General features: G+C 62.4%; 9 protein-coding genes. All 9 read right to left on the reverse strand.

Annotated elements, in window-relative coordinates:
- Positions 1-139: 139 nt before the first annotated feature.
- Positions 140-421 (reverse strand): transposase, encoded by a 282-nt coding sequence (locus tag ACFUEJ_RS18965; RefSeq protein ID WP_004023647.1) that lies wholly within the window; start codon positions 419-421, stop codon positions 140-142.
- A gap of 1158 nt (positions 422-1579) precedes the next feature.
- The gene (locus ACFUEJ_RS18970; RefSeq protein ID WP_388031156.1) at positions 1580-3094 is read right to left on the reverse strand and encodes an AAA family ATPase; all 1515 of its coding nucleotides are present in this window, start codon (positions 3092-3094) and stop codon (positions 1580-1582) included.
- A 3-nt stretch (positions 3095-3097) separates the two neighbouring features.
- Positions 3098-5638, reverse strand: coding sequence for a hypothetical protein (locus tag ACFUEJ_RS18975; protein ID WP_259936468.1), 2541 nt, complete (start codon positions 5636-5638; stop codon positions 3098-3100).
- Between the two features lie 459 nt (positions 5639-6097).
- Positions 6098-8899 (reverse strand): ATP-dependent helicase, encoded by a 2802-nt coding sequence (locus tag ACFUEJ_RS18980; protein ID WP_388031160.1) that lies wholly within the window; start codon positions 8897-8899, stop codon positions 6098-6100.
- Positions 8900-8943: 44 nt separating this feature from the next.
- Positions 8944-11643 (reverse strand): site-specific DNA-methyltransferase, encoded by a 2700-nt coding sequence (locus ACFUEJ_RS18985; protein WP_388031163.1) that lies wholly within the window; start codon positions 11641-11643, stop codon positions 8944-8946.
- Complete coding sequence (locus tag ACFUEJ_RS18990) at positions 11633-14728, reverse strand: BPTD_3080 family restriction endonuclease (RefSeq protein WP_388031166.1); 3096 nt, start codon at positions 14726-14728, stop codon at positions 11633-11635. Before ACFUEJ_RS18990 ends, ACFUEJ_RS18985 begins: the two co-directional genes overlap by 11 nt.
- A gap of 245 nt (positions 14729-14973) precedes the next feature.
- Positions 14974-18318 (reverse strand): ATP-binding protein, encoded by a 3345-nt coding sequence (locus tag ACFUEJ_RS18995; RefSeq protein WP_388031169.1) that lies wholly within the window; start codon positions 18316-18318, stop codon positions 14974-14976.
- Positions 18315-19292 (reverse strand): DUF4194 domain-containing protein, encoded by a 978-nt coding sequence (locus tag ACFUEJ_RS19000; protein ID WP_388031171.1) that lies wholly within the window; start codon positions 19290-19292, stop codon positions 18315-18317. The genes ACFUEJ_RS18995 and ACFUEJ_RS19000 overlap by 4 nt, the downstream gene beginning before the upstream one ends.
- The gene (locus ACFUEJ_RS19005; RefSeq protein WP_388031174.1) at positions 19289-20803 is read right to left on the reverse strand and encodes a DUF3375 domain-containing protein; all 1515 of its coding nucleotides are present in this window, start codon (positions 20801-20803) and stop codon (positions 19289-19291) included. Before ACFUEJ_RS19005 ends, ACFUEJ_RS19000 begins: the two co-directional genes overlap by 4 nt.
- Positions 20804-20906 lie beyond the last annotated feature (103 nt).

Genomic DNA, 20906 nt, shown 5'->3' on the forward strand with positions numbered 1-20906 from the left:
TCCGGGTCGGCCGGTGTCTGAGCCAACGGCAGACGCCGGTAGGTAGACCGTGAAAGCCCAACAACCCTGCACGCCATACGTTCTGACATGTTCTTTACGTCTTTGAGCATGTCGATCGCGGCGCGTTTGGCGGTCGGGCTCAGAATTTTCCCTTGGCGATCTCCCGCAGCGCGTCTTTCTCCAACTCGGCGTCGGCGAGCAGGCGCTTGAGCCGGCCGTTCTGCTCGCGTAGCTCCTTGAGTTCCTTGGCGGCATCAGCGTCCATACCGCCGTACTGGCGGCGCCAGTTGTACAAGGTGGCCGCCGACACCTCGAGGTCGGCGGCGATCTCCTCGCCGTTCTTGCCCTCGGCCGCCAGTTCATCGGCTCGGCGCAACTTGCGCACGATGTCCTCAGCCGAGTGACGCTTCCGTCCCGCCATGATCCCTATCGTCCCTTCTCCGCCCTCAACAGGGCAATCAGGACTCTAGAACCACCCGGACCGGTTCACGGGGGACACGCCACCTCACACGCGCTGAGTTGGAGGAACAGGTTAGTCCACAACTTGCCGAACTGAACGAGACTCAGGGCAGTAGTTTCTCATTCGAGGACTACCTCACGGAGTCGCTGCTGACGGGAACGATCGAGACCGTCGCCGGAGACTGATTCAGAGGCCCTTTGCTAACCCTCCGGCGCGCGCCGAGCACACCCGTTGACGCTTTACGGACATTCCCTTTCGACCATAACTCGGCGTCTTCGACCCTCGAATGACTAGACCGGTAAGACTGGCACCCCACTCAGCAAGAACACGGAAGCGCAGGCAACCTACCATGAACGCCAGGTACGCGTCGGACGAGAACACTCCGCCGGCCGATCCCGACAACCCCTCCGACCGATGGGACCGGAACAGCTATAGCCGCAGGTTTGCCCACCTTCACCGCACCAAGCTATGCAGCGAGGTCGACGATCAGCGTCGCGAGCTCAAATGCGTCCACAATGACGAGCGCTAGTTTGTACTGGCCCTAGAGGCTAAGTACGTGGCTGGCCTCAGAGTGCGGGGCGGGGCGGGGCGGCGGTGGCGGTTGCCGATTTCGCGCCAGCCACCGCCGGCGGGAATCTTGCCCATCTTTTTGAGTTCGACATGCACGAGATCACCGGGGCTGTTGGTGGTGATGCGACTGATCATGCGCCCAGTAGAGCGGTCCAGCCAACGCAGATGGACCAGGCCGTCGAGGGCCAAAAGCACATTCCCGAAGTGGACGAAGTCAGAATAAGGACACGGGCGATGCGCGCCGGCCCCGGTTGGCGGAAACCCGAGAGTTGACAGTGCGGGTCGGTGTGCGGATCGGGCTGCTGCTCCGGTTAATCACCCCGTGGACCAGTCACGTCCTTCGGCTTTCGTGCTCGACCCCCGTGAGACCGGGGCACTCCTAGGCACACGACCGAGCACGTACACAAGCTAGCCGCCCTCAGCCCGGCTCTCGACGGGTAGAAAGGCGTCAGTGCCGCTCATTTAGACGTGGCCGATGGGCGAAATCTTCACGGCGACAATGGGGACGATCCCTGCGATGACTAAGCGCGCTACAGCGTCCCCGCGATCCTACCGAAGGGCATTGTGTCGAACAGTAATCCTGCCTACCGCAAATGTCGACAGAATCCGCTGATGCGTTTGTCTCGGCAGATTTCGGTTTCCCGGTTCGCCAAAAGGAGTCCCCGGTCGTGCGGGAGCTTCGTCGAGCAACTGCATCAACCCGGGTCTGGCCAGCATCAGGAGCCCGTGTGTCGCACGGGTGCACGTGACCGCGAGCCTGCCGAACGCGGAGTTGAACTCGTTCAGATCAGTAGCTCCGTTGAGCGGGTGGATAGCGACAGTTATTCCGTTGGTCTGTCCTTGCCACGAGTCGACCGTAGAGGCGACCAACTCAGTTTCCGACAACCCGAACTTTTGCCGCAGCCGATCGACCATGTCTTCGGCGTCGTCGACAGCCTGGTTCCGTGTCGCTAGGACGACCACGAGTGGATCGCCCTCGCTCTTCCCCGGCCGCGCCTTGGTCACGCGCCGAGTTGGAGTGCCAGCCGAATCGTATTCCCTTCGCTCGAGCGAGAACTTGGATGACAGGAGCTCCTCTAGGAGACGCTCGATCACGCCGACCAGCGGGAGGTCAATATCTGCAGCTTCTGCCACCGGCAGGCCATTAACCTCAAGGAGTGTCGGGACGCCAGTACCCACTTGCGTCCAGATCGACAGCGCATCCCCTGTTAAGCCATCTGCATGCAACACCCGATCACCGGGTGCTGCCACACAATTGAGAGTGTCCCATTCCGGGTAAAAGGCCCGCCAGAGGTCGAGTTGTCCGGCGGCTGGCCGCCAAACTGATGGGAGCTCCCTAGCCCACGTTTCTTGGTCATCGACATAGTCAGTTGGCCAGGCCCTATACGGGTTATGGCCTGGGTCTCCACGCCAGGGGTTGTCGCCGACTTCGAGCGGAGGCAACTGTCCGACGTCGCCGACCCCGACCGTGAGGGGTGCAGCTTTGGCCACCTTGTCGAAAAGGTAGTGCGGAAGTTGCCAGGCCTCGTCGACGAAAAGGACATCAAACGCTGACGAACCACAGTGAGCAGGGCCGAATGTCGATATCTGGCGAGTCAATTCGTTGATCGCGCCGAGCTTATGGCTTGTCGAAACAATGACTTCGCAGGATGCAGGGATACTAGTAGTAGACGTCGCCACTTCAACGCATCGGTGGGCCTCGTCGGGGATTTCTTCCCATCGCTTTGCAGAGACAAACAAACAAACTTTCCGCTTTCCCAGCCGATTTCCCAGCGCGATTGCCAAAGGATGAATCTGCTTATTGGTGAACGCGACCACAGCCACTCTCTGGCAACTCGGATGGTCAACTGCGTCACTCACCAGCTCCTGAAGTGCGAACGACTTCCCCGCGCCGGCAGCAGCCTTCAGAAGCACGCGTTTCACATCAAGGCTTCCAGTAAGGCTGTCGCGCAGAACGCCGACCGCCTCTTTCGTGATGGCAGCATTACCTGCTGCAGCTTGAGCATGATGAACGCGGGTACTGCCGCCATCACCGGAACTCGGTATCGAGAACGCAACTGTCACAGACTAGTCCAAATCATCGATTGTAAGAGTGTCAGGAACCGCGCTGACAGAGCTCTGGACCGCATCTCCAGTCGTAGCGCGGCGGGGCGACACCTCAAAGGCATCACCGTCGATGACTGGGGGCCAGGTTTCGGGATTGAGCTCACCGTTTGCGCGGCGCCGCGCCAATTTGTCTGACCATTCCGCCTCATTGATATCGTGGGGCTTGCAACACCATTGATGCACCTGGGGGGATTCGCTATAACTGCTGTTCGTGCATGCGGGCGTGGGCGCCATGTTGGTGTCAGGAGTCGGCCGGGTGATGTTGAGGTGGGTATTCCGCTTGTTGTCGCAAAACCAAGAAAAGTCCGCGACCACAAGCTCGTCATCAATATCGACACTCGGCGAGTTTGCCGGGGTCCACGTAAATCGGCTCGCAGCCGGCGTCTCAGCGATCGGCCCGATCGCGAGGCCACCGATCTTGAAGCTTCCCTTCTGATGGTCAACGGAAACGCCGCGCTGCTCGACACAAGCATGATCCCCGTTGTGTAGGAGAACAATTCGCGCGCCGTCGCCGATTCTGCGCGATGCGATTTCTAGGGTCAGTGGGTGAATCCCTACTACTCGAGCGAAGGCCACCTGCCGGTTCCCGGGATCTCGGGCCAGGTCGCGAGCAAACTGCTTATTCGATAGCGAGAGTAACTGAGCTCGGCAAATCCCATCACTTTCGATTACTGGAACCAAGGAGTTTCTCCAGTGGCGATAGGTTCGGCCGAAGCGTACGAGGTCGGATGCGCGGAGTTCTAGGCGCCGTCGCCACACCGCTTGAGCATCGCCCTCGATCGCGCGATAGGTCTCAAGCAGCGAGGAGTCATCGAATTCGTCCAACACCGTGAACGTGCGGTCGAATACATCCTGTTTGTAGTCAAGTTCCTGCCCTACAAGACGTCGATAACTTTGAAGGTTCTTTCTCGCGCGCTCTCGACTCGATTGCCGCCCGAAACCTGTTTGAGCGGCGTGGATCGTGTCGGATTGACCACTGGTGAGCCGCGCTCCTGGTGTGTGTGCAGACGCCTCAATCTTGTCCTCGACGTCTCGGGAATAAACCGTCCCGTCGATTAACGTCTCTGCCCAAGAGAGCAGATAGTCAAGACGAAGAGATGCAACGGCGGGGCCGCCGGTGACCACATGCCCCGCGAGGACCGATCGTAGATCCACGACGGGCGACCTCAGTGTGACTGCGCGTGAACGGTCTTCCTCGAGTAGAAACGACACAGCAATGCGTTCGTCGTCGGTGAGGGCCGCGGGTATCACTGCGGGCTCGCCGTTGAAGGTGAGCGGCTCACGACCGGCCTCCACGTCTCGGGTCCAACGTAGTCGGCTCAACTCGACCCCGGCGAGGTTGTCTGCGATCGAGACGAGGACGTCAGCGGTCGGTTGGTCGGGCACCACAAGATGTATAGGGCTAGGGGCGTTTGGGTTCTCTTTCTGCTGCGTAGCCATCGCAAGGTCGATCTGACGCCCTATTGTTCGCATTAGGCGTCGTCGCGTCTCCGGCGATTGGGGGTCGTCGAAGACTGTCTTCGACCAGGCAGTCGACGCCTCAGAAGTTTGCCGGGCAATGGAGACGCCGTAGACGCCGAGCGCAGCACTATCTGACTTTGCGATTGCAACGTACACATTGCCAGGGAGGCCAATCGGATCCGTACGGCGCTGACCCGTCACTTCGGCACGACCCGTGATTGTCGCCTTCACATTTGCGTGAACAGAAGCGGGCGCCGTCGTCTGCGCCTCCGAGTTGCCAAGTAGCGGCACTAACAGTGCGTGATGATCCTTCGGGATCCCTAGTTCGACCAACAGATCGGATCGGTTGGATGATGTTCGAAGTTCATGGCGACAGTAGGCAAATAAAGTGCAGGTAGTACAGGTCGACGGATCGAACTTCGCTCTCAAGTGCTCAACGTAATCACTTACGTCCGTCGCCTTCTTGTAGGCCGATCGGCTCGACTCAGCGATACGTTCGGCGACCCGCATTCGGACCTCTTCTCGGTGGTCCTCGAGAAGCTCAACAACCGCCTCCGGCTGGAGGAACGCGTTTCGTGGCACTGCTAGCACCCCGTGGGTGTGGACTGCCATGTCGGTTGGAAGTCGCGACCACTGAGCGGCGGCCTCGGCACCAAGTGCAACTTGAAGGAACCCCTTAAGGAGCCGGCTGTCCTCAATCTTGCTTCGAACCCGTTCGTAATCCTTCGCGTCGCCCATGATCAACCAGGACCGATCGGAACCTGGCTGCGGCGCAACGATTGCGAAGTCAGGTTTGACCTCGGATGCGTCAGCGCCTTCGAAGCCCGGAAACGGCAGCGCCAAGGCATGGATGAGGGTTACCGCATTCTCTCCGCTCGCTCGGATGTGCGCTTCGTCGAGCAACTGCGCGGTCTTCGTGTTGCTGACGTCGGCATTCACCGTAATGACTGCACTGGGACGGGCGAGGCCTAGGCGGCCCACAGCTGTCGTCGCCACTTCACTCGCAAATCGTCGATCACGCACAAGCCTCTCGAAGGTCATCGCGCGCATCCACCGTGCCTCTGGAATCCGGCCTGAATCGTCGGCGAAACCGATCTCTCGAGCGAGAGCACGGCGAGTGCGACCCGTGACCAGTGGATCAGTACCTCGAAACCTTGGGCAGGCAGCGTGCGACGACGCAGCAACTGCACTCGACCCGCCACCCAAAGACGCCTGAGCCATTCGCTCCTTCTAACTACGTTGTGGACTGCCAGCCTGACACTACTTGGCTGGACCGACAGGCGAACGAGTTAACCGTCGTGGTGACGAAACGACATCACTATCGGACTAACGAATGCCGTAGGAAGCAGCGGCGCCCGGCGTAGACCGTGACACGGAGAAGCCGACTGAGACTCACCGCAGCGCGCTACCTACGCACGCCATGCCCAATGCTAAAGCGCGGATCGCGACAAGGCCTCGGACTCGGGATAGACAGCTTGCCCGCCAGCTAACGGAGTGTTGCTACGGCGCGCTTCCTGGCCGGGGTCGACACAGTTCAACTACGTCGCACGTCAGGCACTTGGGCGCAAAGGTCGAGAGCCGCGGCAACTCATTCTTACGAAGCTTCTCACCCGCCGTTCGTATCCGTTCACGTACGTCATCGAGCATGTGGTCGTCCACTTGGTCTCGATGGCTTTTACCACCAGCATCAAGGTTCAGCACTTCCACGACGTCAGCGTTCTCGCCTGTTAGCTCCTCGTACCCGAGCGCGTATACGTGCAACTGATCCCGTGTGACATCCTCGTCCTGGGCTCGCTCGGTCGACTTGAAGTCGACAATCGCCAACTCGTCGGTATCGAGCTTCCGAATCAAGTCGATGCGGCCATCGACCGTGATCCCGGGGGCGATGTGCACTTGGATCTGCTTCTCGGAGTGCACAGTATTCCCGATCGCGCTTCCGTGCAATTTGAAGTAGCGTTCAATCGCCTCGGCCGCAGATCGCTCGAGGTTGCGCCGCAACTCAGGGTAGGCAAACGGAGTATGTAGATGCCTATCAACCAAATCCCTTGCGTCATCTGCTGTCATGATCTCGCCTGCAGTCGCCTTCTTGTGCACTTCCGACAGCGCATCGTGAAGGCCTTTTCCATACCCGAGCGCCTCGTGTAGCGGTGCGTTGAAGCCGTAGAGGAAGCGGAGCTTGAACTCGTACGGGCACTCGAACAGGTACTTCAACTCCGAGAACGACAGAGTTACTTGAGGGATCTCGTGGATGGCTCGAGGCTCGAGGCGCTCACCCGTGATCGGGCTAGCGCTGGTCGACACCCACTGGTTACCGGTGCAGTGGATAAAGAACTCGGACTGTCGCTTGTGGTTGCGGCCAACCCCGGGCGAGAAGGTGACGTTCAGAAACTTCTGTGCCCTGGTCACCGCGACGTAGAACAGGCGCCGTTCGTCGTCCTTCGTCCCCTTGTACCTGTCGGGATCCTTGATCGCCTCCGCCGGGATGACGTGGAACATCGACAGTCCGCCGATGCGCTGGGCTGGAAACCTGTTGGCGCGCATGCAAGGCAGGAAGACGGCCGGCCACTGCATGCCCTTCGACTGGTGGACTGTGGCGATGGTGACGGCGTCGGGGGTCGCGTAGCCAACGTCACCGTCCGACTCGGCGTAGTAGTCGGGCGCCTGGTGCTCGAGCCAGCCAGCGAACGTCTTGTATTTCTCGCTCGGCTCGCTCGAGAAGTGGATCTGTTCGAAGTCGGAGATGGCCTGGCTGAACTTCCCCAGCTCGTAGAACACGAGTTCCCCCCGACCCTTCGGTCCGGGGATTGTCTCTTCTCGGATCTCGAGGGCAGCGAGGAAGTCGAGGTAGAGGCGTTGAATGTTGTAGACCCCCCAACGCTCGCCTTTCTTGAAGTCCTTGCCGGCGTCCAGGATCGCCACAGCCGAGGCCCACTTGGCGGGGTTTGGCAGCAAATCGGCCTTTGCCCATAGCTCTCGGAGCAGGCTCGTGTCGATCTCGTTCACCATGTACCGGAAGATGCCGACGCACGCCTTGATCTCGTCCGCGTCGAAGAGGCGGTTCAACCCCTTAATCACGTAGGGGATCTGACGCTTCTTCATCTCCTCAACGATCGGCCCCGCGTCCTTGGCGACCGAGCGCAACAGCACGGCGCAGTCGGAGTACGACAAGCCGCGCGGCTCCGCTGCCGGCTTGTCCGTGAAGGGCACGCCCTGAAGGTGCTCGATCCGGTCGCAAATCCAGGCTGCCTCGTCCTCAGGAGTGGCAAAGTCGAGGGCCAGGAGGTCGCCTCGCTCCCAGTTCTGGTGGCCGGCAGCGACCATCTTCTTCGGAAGACGGGCATCGTTTGGGATCAGCTCCGCTACTGATCGTCCCAGTTCGACGACGCCCTTGGACGAGCGGAAGTTGTCGTTCAGCACGACCTGCTTGACGTCGCCGTGCCGATCGGCGAAGTCGATGATGTTCGCAACTTCGCTGCCTCGCCACTGGTAGATCGTCTGATCATCGTCTCCCACGACGCACAGGTTCGCGCCGTACTGGACGAGTCCTCGGATCAGGCGCTCCTGCAGAGGGTTTACGTCTTGGTACTCGTCGACAACCAGGTACTTGATGTCGTCTCGGATGTGCCGCTGGATGACCTCGGCGTTCTCGTCCTCGTCAGGGTCGATCTCCAAGAGTTCGACCGCGAGCGCGATCATCGCAGTGAAGTCGAAGTTGGCCTGCCCGTAGATCAGCTGGACATACGAGTCAAGAGAGTCCAGAACCCCGGTTGGGACGAGAGACTCGTCGATCTCGTCCTCTCGAAGCGTGCCGAGGACCTGCAGGTAAAGTCGGGAGTTCTGCCAGCGCTTGAGATGACTCTGCTTCGTACCGATCGTGGGGCATGTGGTCAGACCCGACTGCTTACTGTACTTGTCAACGAGAAGTCGTGCCGTGATCTCGGTCAGCACGGAGTACTTGAACGTGTCGGGCACTAGCCGCTGCAGGAGGTCGAGCGTGTACCCGTGCATGGTGCCGATGTACATCTCAGCGAGGCCGGTGACTTCGCCTCGCTCCTCCTGAAGGATCCCCAGAACTCGCTCCTTGAGTTCCGCCGCAGCCTTCTCTGTGAACGTGAAGGCGACGACGTTGCGCGGTTCGACCCCCGGCCGTCCCAAGATCTTCGCGATCCTTTGAGAGATCACCTGGGTCTTGCCTGAACCAGCGCAGGCGATGATCTGCAGGGGCTCGTCGATCGTATCGATCGCGGTCACCTGATCGGCCGTGTATGTGGTCGTCAGACCTTCTGCCACAACTTCCCTCACTTACGCTCATGACCACATCAGGACCGATCGACAAAGGTCCGGCACTACACCTCGAACACTTTCATGACCTCGTCGCCGTAGTCGTTGATGACCTTGACTGCGATCTTCCCCGTGGAGGGCTTGGCGAAGGGCCGCGAGACCGTCTTGTACAAGGACTCCCAGGCGTCAGCGTCGATGTCTGCCTTCAGAGCCGTCTTGAGTCGCTTATATGGATCGTTGCCGCCCGTGAAGTAGCAGTGCCGAACAAAGAACGACTCCTCGTTGTAGTCGGTGTCGATCATCCAGAGCGCGATCTGGCCTGTGTCGTTGCTCCGGATCTCCCCCGTCGTGGGGTCGTAGATATCGACCCCCTTGAGATCGACGATGTACCCCTCGTCCGTGGAGCGCAGGTCAATGTCGGGTTCGCCGAAGACAGTGAAGAGGTTGCCGGATCCGGTCTTCTTCAGGTCCTCGCCCATGAGGAGGTCCGCATTCATGCGGACCATCAAGACGGGTAGACGACCGACGGTGCGTGCGCCTCCGATCTGAGCGAAACCCTCGTCCGACGCTTCAATAATGAATCCGTCATCCTCAGTCGCGTTCGTCGCCTGCGGATCGAACGCGAAGCCCAGCACACACAGCAGATCGATGTCCTCGGCACGAATGGCTTCTCTCGCAGCATCCTTCACGTACTTCGCACTGACGGTCCCGTACTGGGGCCCAATCGCGACGCCGATGCGGCTTGGGGCTGCGTGTTCTCCGTTAGGAACCTGCTGGCCGATGGCCTGGATGTACTGGCCCGCATAGGTCTCGAATGCCTCAAACTTCAATTTCTCGGCACGCTTGCCGTTCTGGATGCCGGCCTTGGCCAGGTTCTCGAGGATCGACTGCTCGAAGTTGGGACCGTCAGCATCTTTGGCTGCATCCGTCTCGGAGAGCGACTCAGGGGTGTCGCCGAATGAGATCGCTCGGTGAGGGCTAAGCGACTCGACGGTGAAGGGGCCGGCAACGCGAACCCTCTTCGGATCCTCGAATGGCTTGTCATACAACAACTCAAACTCGGCATGCCGCTTAATGGCATTGTCGATCTGATCCCGCGTCATTCCTGGCTTGATGTCTGGGTTGTTGGCAATCGCCTTCAACATGATGTGAGGCACGCGGTCATACACGAAACCGAGGCTAACGTCATTGCGAAATTCCCCTGGCGCGCTGACCTGCGCAGTGAGTTCTCGCTCCTTCTTTCGGCCCTCCACCGAGTCCGCGAGCAGGTACCACGGGAAGCGGGAAGCCATGATCCGTTGGCGAGCAAGCGCAAGCGCCACTCGCGAAGTATCGATTGTAATCCAGCGCCGACCCCACTGCTCCGCCACGAATGCGGCTGTGCCAGAACCACATGTCGGATCTATGACCAGATCGCCGGGATCTGTGCACATCAGCATGCAACGTTCGATCACTCGCGTGAAGGTCTGAACCACGTAGACCTTGTCCGTCCCGTGGCCCTGGATGGTGTCGTCCCAAACGTTTGTTCGCGGATAAGCGGGGAAATCGTCGAGGTATCGCACGTAACGTAGAGAGTTGGTGCGTGGGTAGAGGCGGCCAGCGACTGCCAAGCGAGCCATCCCCTCAGGCCCGGACTTCCAATAGCCTGCACCCGGTCGGAACGTACGGCCGTCGACCTCCACTGGGAAGTCCCCGGGTGGCCGTTGGCTCGTCGTGTTGTCGAGCGAGAAAAGGCGGCCCTTCACAGTACTCGGAGCGTTTTGTTCCGCTGCCGTCAGCCGACGACGCGATCCGTTTGCCTCTTCCACATAGACGTAATCAGTGGCCCCGGTTTCGCCAGCCACTTTGGGGGCGTACAACTGCCTAAACTTCACACGTTCCTTCGACTTGCCGAACCAGATCAAGTAGTCGGCGACGCCGGGAAGCAGGTCGGCCGTCGCACTGGTAGTCGTACGGAACGGGATCTGACTTATGAAGTTCTCGGCACCGAACACTTCATCCATCAGCGACCGGACGAGGTGGACATTGGCATCGCCGATCTGCACGAAGCAAGATCCGGACTCCGTCAAGAGATCTCGGGCAGCCAGGAGGCGATCGCGGAGATGCGAGAGATAGGAGTGGATGCCCAACTCCCACGTGTCCCGGAAGGCTTTGATCTGCTCTGCCTCTCGCGCTGAGTCCTCGAGGTTTCCATCGCGGACTGTGCGGTTACGCGCGGAGACTTGCCAGTTAGATCCGAACTTGATTCCGTACGGGGGGTCAATAAACACCATCTGCACGTTGCCGCGGAGAAGCTCGCGGTCTGCGAGCGAGGCCATCACCTGCAGACTGTCGCCGAGGATCATGCGGTTCGACCAGTTGGCGTCGTGCTGGTAGAAATCGACCTGCTCGAGTTCGTCGAGACCGTCGAAGGTGTCGAAGGTGTCGAAGAGAGCCAGTTCCGGTTCGTCTTCGGGACGAGCCGCAGTGCGGCGGAGGTTCTCGACCAGCACACGCGGGTCGATTTTCTCCTGGATGTAGATCGGCGGAGCATCCGTAACCAGGTCGGAGTTGGCGTTGTCAGCCGCGTCTGCAACATCCGGGTACTTGCCTCGCCAGACCAACTGCGGGTCAAGAGTCTCGTCGCGCTGATAGCGGACCTTCCGGACCGCCTCGATCTCTGGGGTCACGAAGTCCTGTGCGTCCGCCGTAGGGATGTTCTTGCGGGTCTCGCCGTGCTTGATCGAGTCGATCGGCGTCGGGCCCTTCGAGGTGTTACGCGCCACGAGCGCTCCTTGCAGTGTTGGTGTCAGCGTTCGTTTCGGTGAAGTCGAGAAGGTCGGGGTCGCCGATGATTGGTTTGTCGCCGTAAAGACTCTGGATCGCGTCTGCCAGCCTTGTCTTGAACTGGTCGGGGTCCGTCATCTCGATGTAAGCCCAGCGGCCCCATCCGCCGTGGTTGTTGACCGCCACGCACCAGGAGTTCCTGGCGGTCTCCGCCTTCTGGTTCGTCGGACCGGGACTCTTCTGACTGCCAGAGATCTCGATGATCAGGGTCCGCTCGACGTCATCGTCCGCGCGCTTCAGGCGAACCAAGAAGTCGGGGATGTAGGAGTGACTGCGGCCCTTGTGGACGTACGGGATGGTGAGACCCAGCTGGTCGTTCTTGACGAACGCTGCGACGTTCGAGTCATCCTCGAGGATCGCGGCCATCCGTTTCTCCCAGGCGTTCCCCTCGGGACCGTTCCCATCGAGCGTCACATGTGAGACCTCGGACTTCTCGACCGGTACCGTCCGCTTCCTCGTCACGAAGTCGACGTCACCGGTCGACCCTTGCGGGTCGAACCGGTTGATCATCGGCCGTAAGCGCTCGCGGCGATTGCCGGGCAGCCGGAGGATAGCGTTCCAGACTTGCTCGGCGGCAAGGATCTGAGCCTGGGTAATGGTCACGAGGAACCCCAGCGAGTATCCGTCATGGACGACGACCTTCCTGTCGATCCATTCCAAGCAGATGCCGACCAGTTTCGGGAAGAGCCACGGTCGCTTGTCACCTGCGCGAGTGAAGTGCTGATCAAGGATGCGTTTGGCTAGACGAAAGGCGACCTCCTGCGTTCGGTAGATCGTCGGGTCGCCCTCCTCGAGCTCCTTCTTGCCGACGAGTCCGCCCAGCTCAACCCAAGACGGGACCGTGTCCTTGCCGATCTGAAACTCAGGCGCCTGATCGAAGTCGGGGTAGATGTCCTCGTCGGGGATCTCGACCCGGTAGCCGTCAAGCTTGGGAAAGTTGATCCGCAGGTGCTCGCGTCCTTCGACCGCATGGACATGGATCGACGGCTTTGGCGGGACTGGTTCACCGCCGGCGGGCTCCCCTGTGACGAATTGGAACGGGATGCCGTAGACGTTGGCGTATTCGGGCTCGAACCTGCCGGTCGCGTCGCTGACCTCATAGGAGCGTCGACGCAAGCCTCGGCCAACGACTTGCTCACAGAGGAGCTGAGACTTGAACGCTCGAACTCCCAGGATGTGGGTCACTGTGTTGGCGTCCCAGCCCTCTGTGAGCATGGAGACGCTCACCACGCAGCGGATGTCGGCACCCAGTTTGCCGGGCTTACCCACTGTGTTCATGACTTCGCGCAGGAGGTCCTCGTCGGCAAGCTTTTCGACGTCGGCGCCCGGGTTGGTCTTGCGGTACTCGGCCTTGAACTGAGCGATCTCGGCACCAGCCGCCTGCTTGAAGTCAGCCTTCATGGCTTCGCCGGACTCGATCTGCGCGGAGTCGATTAGGATCGTCCGGGGCTTGGACAGCGGCCTACCGTCGACGACGTTGCTGAGCAGAGAAAGTTCCCCAGGCTTGTGGGCGATGATCTCGTCGTCGCGGACCACTTCTTCTCCCGCTATCCACGTATAGACGAGCTTGCTGACCACAGTGTTCGGGCAGACCACGATGAAGACCGGCGGGGTCTCGCCGTACTGCTGGAGGTTTTCCTCCCAGTGCGCGAAGGCCTTCTCGTACGAGCGATGCAGGCTGCGTAGGGCTGCCTCGAGTTCCTTCGGTGGTGCCCAATCAGTGACCGCATCCTTGGCTGCCCTCTTCGGCAGCTCCTTGCCCACGAAGTCCCAGAGCCTGAGGAATACGACGTGCTCGGTTTCTGCATCGTCGTCGACTGGGGTTCTTGGCACTTTGACGATGCCGGACTCGATGGCATCCATCAGGGAGAAGTCGCTGACAACCCACGGGAAGATGTAGCCCTCGGCGTAACCCGACCCAGACAGGTAGAAGGGGGTCGCGGAGAGGTCGAAAATCTGCTTGATCCCCACGTACTTCGCGATTGCGCGAAGTCCGTTGAACCACAGCCCGGCCTTCTCGTTGGCGTCTTTCTCTTCGCTGGTCTCCTTGCCCGATGCCAAGGGCCTTGCGAGGTAGCAGTGGTGCGCCTCGTCGTTGAAGACCATGATCTGCTGCTTCTTGCCCGCCTCGGTGACGCCGAGGCCGCGAAGCACGCGGCTGACCATCGCCTTCGGCGACTCCTTGAAGGGATCGCTGGTCTTGTTTCCCTTCAGAAGGAGGCGAGTGTTCCGGGCGACGCCCTTGATCTCCTTGGCGTCCTTGAGCTGGAACGCATGGAAGTTCGTGATGACGATCCGCGCGCTCGCCATGCCGCCTTTGAGGTCGGAGGGGATGAGGTTGCGCAGGTCGTAGTAGTTGCCGTCGGTCTCGGGCAGTAGGACGTTGAGGCGGTCGCGGATGGTGATGCCGGGAGCGACGATGAGGAACCGGTTGGTGAACCGCGCGTCGTTCGGCGACTGCGCCTTGTTGAGAGTCTGCCAGGCGATCAGCATCGCCATCACGATCGTCTTGCCGGCGCCCGTCGCCATCTTGAGGGCTGCTCGTGGCAACCCGTCGTTGTGGGCCTCGTTCTCCGGCTCCAGCCGCTTACGCCAGTCGGCGTAAGACGGGTGCCTGCCAGCGACTTCTGTCAGGAAGATTGCGGTCTCGGCGGCCTCACGCTGGGCGAAGATCACCCGATTTTCGCGGTTGGGATCAGCCCAGTGCTGAAGGAGCTTGCGCGTGATGGGGGTGACGCCGTCGTAGTGCCCACTGGCCCGCCACTTGTCGACTTCACGTCGAATGTCGTTGATCAGGCTGTTCTTCTCGCGGCGCTCGCCGGTCAGATCGAAGTCGAAACCTTCTTGCTCCGATCCGTCGGCCCCCCTCTTGCCCTTTCTGGTCACCGCAATCGGAATAAAAGACTCGCTCGGTCGTCGACCATCGATGATCGCGCCGGTCGGTCCTGACGGCCCAATCTGGTAATGCCGATCGGGAGCGTCGTAGGGCCCGTTCAGGATCGGGTTTTCGATGCCACTGCTCAACGCAAGGTACCTCGAGTCGTCATTAGGAAACCATACCGAGACAATAGGGCCCCTCTAAGGACACGCGCTCCCCATTGAGACCGTGTCGCAGCCTTTCACGTCAGATCTTTGTCGAATGCGACCGCGGGCAGGACGCCCGAGAGCCCACCTGTCCACCGGCGGCGGCGCTGGTGGAAACTACCCACCGAAGACCCCGTGGCAGCGTGCAATCCGCAGTCAACTGCCAAACCACTAAACTGACTCCCCTACACCGACAACTGACTCCCCGACCGCCTCAACTCCGAGAACGCCTTGATCCCCGTCGACGTAGCCGTTGCAACCGGCCGCAACTCAGGACCGACCTCAGTCTTAGACACCATCACCACGTTGTCCACGTACGGCTGGATCGTGCTGGTGTTCTGGACCGTGGCAACGATGATCAGCTGGAACCCGAACTTGCGGAATGCCGATAGCGCTTGCTGGGCGAACTGCGGGTCGGACTTGGAGAACGCCTCGTCGAGCATCAGCTGGGCGAATATCGGCCGGTTGTCGTTTCCGTGCGGGCTCGCCAGGTTGAAGCTCAACGCACCGGCGAGACAGAAGGCCATCAGCTTCTCCTGCTCGCCACCGGAGTTGTCGCCGGCGTTCGAGTAGGTGCGGATGGTCTCGCCGGTCTCGGCGTCGTGCTCCTCGCAGTAGAAGTCGAAGCGGTTGCGCACGTCGAGAGCGTCGCGCGTCCACTGACGATCCTCCGGGGTGTTGCCCGCGAGGCGTTCGCGCAGCAGCAGGATATCGGAGTACTGCTCGAGGATGGCCTGCTCATCACCGAAGCTGACCGCCGTTGCGCGGTTGGAGATCTGGCGGGCCTTCTCGGTCAGCTCCTCGACCGCGGCGAGCTTCTTGCGGCCCGGGACCAGCCGCAGGCGGGTGCCGCGGTTGAACGCCACCGCACCCAGCCCGGTGTTGACGCGCTCGATCTGCTCGACGATGCGTCGTTCCTCGGCGTCGGCGGCCATGTGCAGGCCGAGGATCGCGCCGGGGGCCTGCTCGGTGATCAGGCGGCGCATCCGCTCGTAGGCCGACGGCAGCTCGCGCTCGTCGATGCGGCGGCAGACGGCGACATAGTCGTGGATGCGTTCGTCGAAGTCGTCACTGTCGTTGGGGATGGCGTCAGGGAACTCCTCGTCGTAGGTGTCCAGGATCCGGGCCAGCTCGTCGCGTGATCGTCGGGCATCAGAGCGCATCCGGTCGCGCTCGCGGCTCGCGGCCTTGACGATCTCCTGGCGGTACGGCTCCGGGTTGAGCACGTCGAGGGTTGCCGAGAGGTCCTCGCGGAAACCGTCGAGGGTCTTCTCCGCCTGAGCGGGAACGTCTTCGGGCTTCAACCGGTCGATGAGGTCGAGGAGCTGCGTGCGCCGCGAATCCTGACGGGCGATCTTGTCTTTGACCAACGCGGCCTGCGAGATTGCGTTGCGGACCTGCTCCCACAGGTCCTCGGCCTTGCGCTGCAACGCCTCGACGTCGGGATTCTCCTCGATCAGGAGGTCGTACTGATCGGTGAGCTGGTCGACGCGGTCATCGACGGAGTCGACGTCGATCTCGTTCCACTGCGTGAACTGCTCGCACACACGGCGATACGCGTCGCGGCGTCGTTCCTTGGCGCTGCGCTCCCGATCGAGCTCGGCGCAGTCCTGGCGGGCATCCTCGAAGGCCCGTTCCTCGTACTCGAGTTCGTCGCGGAGCGCAGCGATCTTCGATGCGACGTCGCCGACGAAGATGTACTGCGACCGGCGGAGCTGCTGGCGGTCGTCCTTGACCGCGAGCTTCGCCGAATCCTTGCGCAGACCCTGGTCGGTGACGGCCTTGGCGTGCTGCGAAAACTCGCCGGGACTGTCCACGCACATGTGGTTGCCCAGCTTCGACAGGACCGTCATCGCCTCGGCGGCACACGGGTGCGACGCATCAACAGGACGGAGCTTCGACGCCAGAGTGCCCGGCTCCAGAACCGGCATCGGGCGAGAGTCAGCCTGATGCAGCTGGATCCGACCACGCATGTCGTGCGAGTTCACGAACCGCAGGGCGGCACGGAAGTGCTTGTCGGGCACGAGCAAACGCAGGCCGACGTTGCGCAGCACCTTCTCGACGGCCAGACGCCAGCGCTCTTCGTCGGGGTCGAGTTCGACCAGTTCGGCGACGTACTTCAGCTCGGACTCGTCGATCTGCAGTCCGTGGGCGATGGCGCGGCGCATCTCGTGCTCGGTGCGCGGCAGTGCGGAGCCGGCGTTCTCGACGCGGCCGAGCTCCTCCATCGCGGCATCGCGGCGGGTGCGCGCGGCGACCTCGCTGGCCAGCGCCTCGGCATAGTGGGCGCGACCGGCGTCGAGCTGGCCGTCGATCTTGGCGGCCTCCTCGGTGAGTTCCTCGCGCAGCAGCCAGAAGCCCTCGGCCCTTGTGGGCGGGGTGAAGCCGAGCGCGGAGACCTTGTCCTCGTACGCGTTGCGCCGCGCGGTGACCTCGGTGCTGAGTTTCTGTGCGCCGCCGAGCTGTTCGCGCAGCGGGGCGAGGTCGCCGGTGGAGGTGGCGATCCGGGACAGCAGGAGGCTGTGGTCCTGGCGGAGCTGGTCGTGCTTGGTGGTCAGCGCGGCGAGATCCCCGTCGAGACGGGTGATCTGGTCGTCGAGGTCGGCGACTTCCGGTTGCGCGTTGTGGATCCGCAGGTTGTTGACGTAGCTGCGGATGGTGGTGTTGTCGATGGTGTCGAGGACGGAGAAGGTGGCCGACTCCCCCGCGTACCGCTCGTGCACCTCCTCGATGTTGCCGAGGATGGTGCGCTTGCGGCGCGCGACGTCGAGCAGTTCGCGGGCCTCGACGAGCGGGTCTATCTGGTCGAGGGCGTCGGCGATCCCGACGATGCTGGTCGGGGCGTCGAGCATGAACTCCCGCACGAACTGCGCGAGACCGCCGACGCTCTTGAGCGACTTGGCCTTTCCGAGGAGCTGCTGCGCGGCGTCGGAGCCGCGGATGCCGATGAGCGAGTACAGCGTCGAGAGGTATTTGCCCTCGCCGGGGCCGCCGCGCCAGCCGCGGTCGCGGAACTTGGCCGAGTTGTAGTTGTTGGCGGCCCACTCGTTGCAGGCCTCGACGATGTCGGCGTCGCCGTCGTAGATGAAGTACGAACTGTGCGCGTCGGTCATCTTGCCCGCGGCAAGCCATTTCAGCACCAGGCCGGTGATGGCCTCACCGGAGCTGGAGGTGTAGGTGACCGCGATGGCCGCCCATGCCGGGCCGGTGCCACGCAGGTACATGATCTCGCGGTGGGCGTTGGTGCCGTCGCGTCGCTCACCCCACGCGCCGCGCACGTACTTGCCGACCGTGCGCTTGCCGCTGGACGATCCGGCCGCCGTCGCATCGCCCGAGGCGTTGAAGTTGCGTCGATGATCTGGCAGGAACGCCAGCGAGATGGCGTCGAGCAACGACGACTTACCGCTACCCGACGACCCGGTGATCAGAGAACCGTTGGGACTGAACGGGATCGAGTGATACCCGTCGAACACGCCCCAGTTGATCAGCTGCAACCGGGACAGGTGGTACTGGTCGACCTGCCCGCTCACCAGTCGTCTCCTTCGTCGTTCTCGCCGTAGGCGTTGTCGAGGTCGGCTGCGTCGTCGTCGCGTTCCGCGGGTTCGTCGGCGAGGTCCTCCGGGGGCACTTCGCCGGTGTCACCGGATCCGATGAACTGCTCGAATTGCCGCTGTAGGTCGGTGATCACCGACGCCGTCATGACCGCGGAGATCACCGGGCTGACGATGAAGGTGTCGGCGTCGTCGCGCTGCTTGCGGAGGAACTCGAGCTCTTCCATCTTGTCGAGGGCGCGTTCGATGCGTTTGTCGAAGAGCGCGAGGTCGCGGTCGATGGTGTTGGTGACGCCGGCGAAGAGCTCGTGGATCTCTTCGCGGGTGATCAGGACCGGCTCGTCGCGAGCGGCGCGCACGTACTTGGCCAGGTGCAACGCCAGGATGGCGTCGTAGGTGTGAATCGTCTCGCGCTTGAGAATCTTTCGGCCCCAGCGGGAGTCGTAACCGGCCTGCTCGACGAAGGCGACCTGCAGTTCGTCGACGATGCGCAGCCGGAGGTCGAGTTCGGAGAGACGGCCGCGCAGGACGTCCTGGTACTCAGCCACCCACGACCACAGCTGCGGCTGTCGGTCACCGCTGATGTAGCGGCGGGTCAACAGGTTCTGCAGCGCCCAGCATGCGCGGTCGGGTAGCTCGCTGACGTCGCCGTCGAAACGAGGCGCGTTCGGCGTGTGGGTCGCCGCGCGGTTGGCGACGGTGGGCAGGTCGTCGAAGCCGGCGAATTCTTCGGGGGTGCTGCTGGCAGCGTCGGACTCGGGGGCGCCCTTCGTGGCTCGCTGCGCTCGCACCTCAGGGAGCACGGGGTCGTCAGCTCGCGACTCAGGGGGCTGAGAGTCGGCGTCGGTCGCATGGTCGGTGTTGGGACCCTTCGAGGCTCGCTGCGCTCGCACCTCAGGGAGCGGGGGTGGAGTCTCGCCGGAGCCGGGGTTGGTCTCGTCGGTGGTGGTCATTCGGCGTCGACCTCCGCAGTCGGAATCGGTTCGGTGAAGGTCAGGTCGGGGACTTCGATGGCGTGGTCGTCGCCGATGAGGGACCGGAAGCGAACGGTGGTCATCGGTACCTTCTCCCCTGCCGCTTGCTGTTTCGAGGCCCACGACCACAGGACGATGACGTGCGCGAGGTACGGCTCCTCGAGTCCGTCGATGACGTCGGCGAGGGCGACCGGTCCGGTGGCGACCGCGGCATTCACGGTGTCGGTGAGTTCGGTGGTGTCGACCTGACCGGACAGCGACGCGAACGAGGTGAGGTCGGCGTCGAGGGCGGCCGGGAGAGCGGGCGCGGGCGGGACGTGTTCGCGGATCTCGAAGGCGAGTCGGCCGATCGAGCTCACCGTTGGCGCGGCCAGGGGTAGCTCGTAGCCGATGCGACGGTCCGCGAGCGACGTCTTGAGTAGTTCGTTGGCGGTGGCCAGGGCGTCGTTGAGCTGGCGGGCCAGACCGCGGCTCTGCTCGAGCGTGCCGGACGCGACGAAGCGTCGGATACGGCGTGCACACCGCTGGCGGGTGCGGCCGACCTCGGCCATCTGCTGGGTCACGAGGCCGAAAAAGTTGTCCATCACCGACCGCAGGCCCGCGTCCATGCCCGGGAAGCTGTCGATGATGGTCTCGATGTCGGTCTTCAGGCGGGCACGACGCTCCGGATCCTGGATCAGGTGCGAGAACGCCTGGTACGACGCGGACTGGGGCGAGTCGAGGAGCGCCTCGTAGTCGTCGAAGAGTTGGCGCTGGCGGTCGCGGTAGGCGAGGTCGGAGTCGCCCGGGTCGTCGAGCAGCGCGGTGGTGATGCGGTCGAGCATCGTGCCGTACTGGCCGATGTCGGAGATGATCTGCTCCATCTGATAGCCGATGGTGCGGGCGGCGTCCTCGGCGACGCGCAGGTCGACCGGGGGGCGTCGGCCGGCGTCGAGGTCGGCGAGTTCGGCGTCGAGGTCGGACATCTGCGCCTCGATCTCCGAACGGATCTGGTCGGGGTCGTTGCTGACCTGACCCGCGACGCGTCGGAGTTCGGCGGCGATACCGGTGATGGAGCCGCCGGTGGCGATCGAATCCTCACGACGCTGACGCCGCATGAAGTCCAGGACCGACCGCGCCTCGCTGGTGAGATGGCAGAGGTTGGGGGCGTGCGGGTCGGAGGTGTCGGTGACGCGGTGGAGCCAGCCCTGCCGGGCCCAGAGTTTGACCAGCTCGAGGCCGGTGGCCTGATCGGTGAGGTCGAGGTCGGCGAGGTCGCGGTCCAGCCGCACCGTCAGCTCGGTCTCCGACAGTTTGGCGCCGTAGTCGAGGTGCCGTTCCATCAAGGTGACGTAGAGAGCCGAGTTGGTGGCCGCGAAGAGTCGACCCACCGCCGACTTCTGGATCGAGCGGTTCGATTCCCACGCGTCGGCCAGCGTGAGCTGCACGGACTCGGCGCCGCTCGACGCGCCGGGGGCCTCGACCGGAGCCGGGAAGGCTGAGAACTCCATCGCCGCCTCACGGGGATCTCGGGGACTAGAGGACCCGGGTAGTCTGCCACGCCCAGCGGCCGCCGCCCCACCCGGTGGGTCGCGTGTCCAGCCGGGCATCGGC

This window comes from Gordonia sp. NPDC057258, from assembly GCF_042668985.1.
Taxonomy (GTDB): domain Bacteria; phylum Actinomycetota; class Actinomycetes; order Mycobacteriales; family Mycobacteriaceae; genus Gordonia; species Gordonia hongkongensis.

Bases quoted from the DNA above. Each gene is read 5' to 3' on its own strand.
- ACFUEJ_RS18965 (WP_004023647.1), bottom strand. From the start codon at position 421: ATGGCGGGACGGAAGCGTCACTCGGCTGAGGACATCGTGCGCAAGTTG.
- ACFUEJ_RS18975 (WP_259936468.1), bottom strand. From the start codon at position 5,638: ATGACCTTCGAGAGGCTTGTGCGTGATCGACGATTTGCGAGTGAAGTG.
- ACFUEJ_RS19000 (WP_388031171.1), bottom strand. From the start codon at position 19,292: ATGACCACCACCGACGAGACCAACCCCGGCTCCGGCGAGACTCCACCC.
- ACFUEJ_RS19005 (WP_388031174.1), bottom strand. From the start codon at position 20,803: ATGGAGTTCTCAGCCTTCCCGGCTCCGGTCGAGGCCCCCGGCGCGTCG.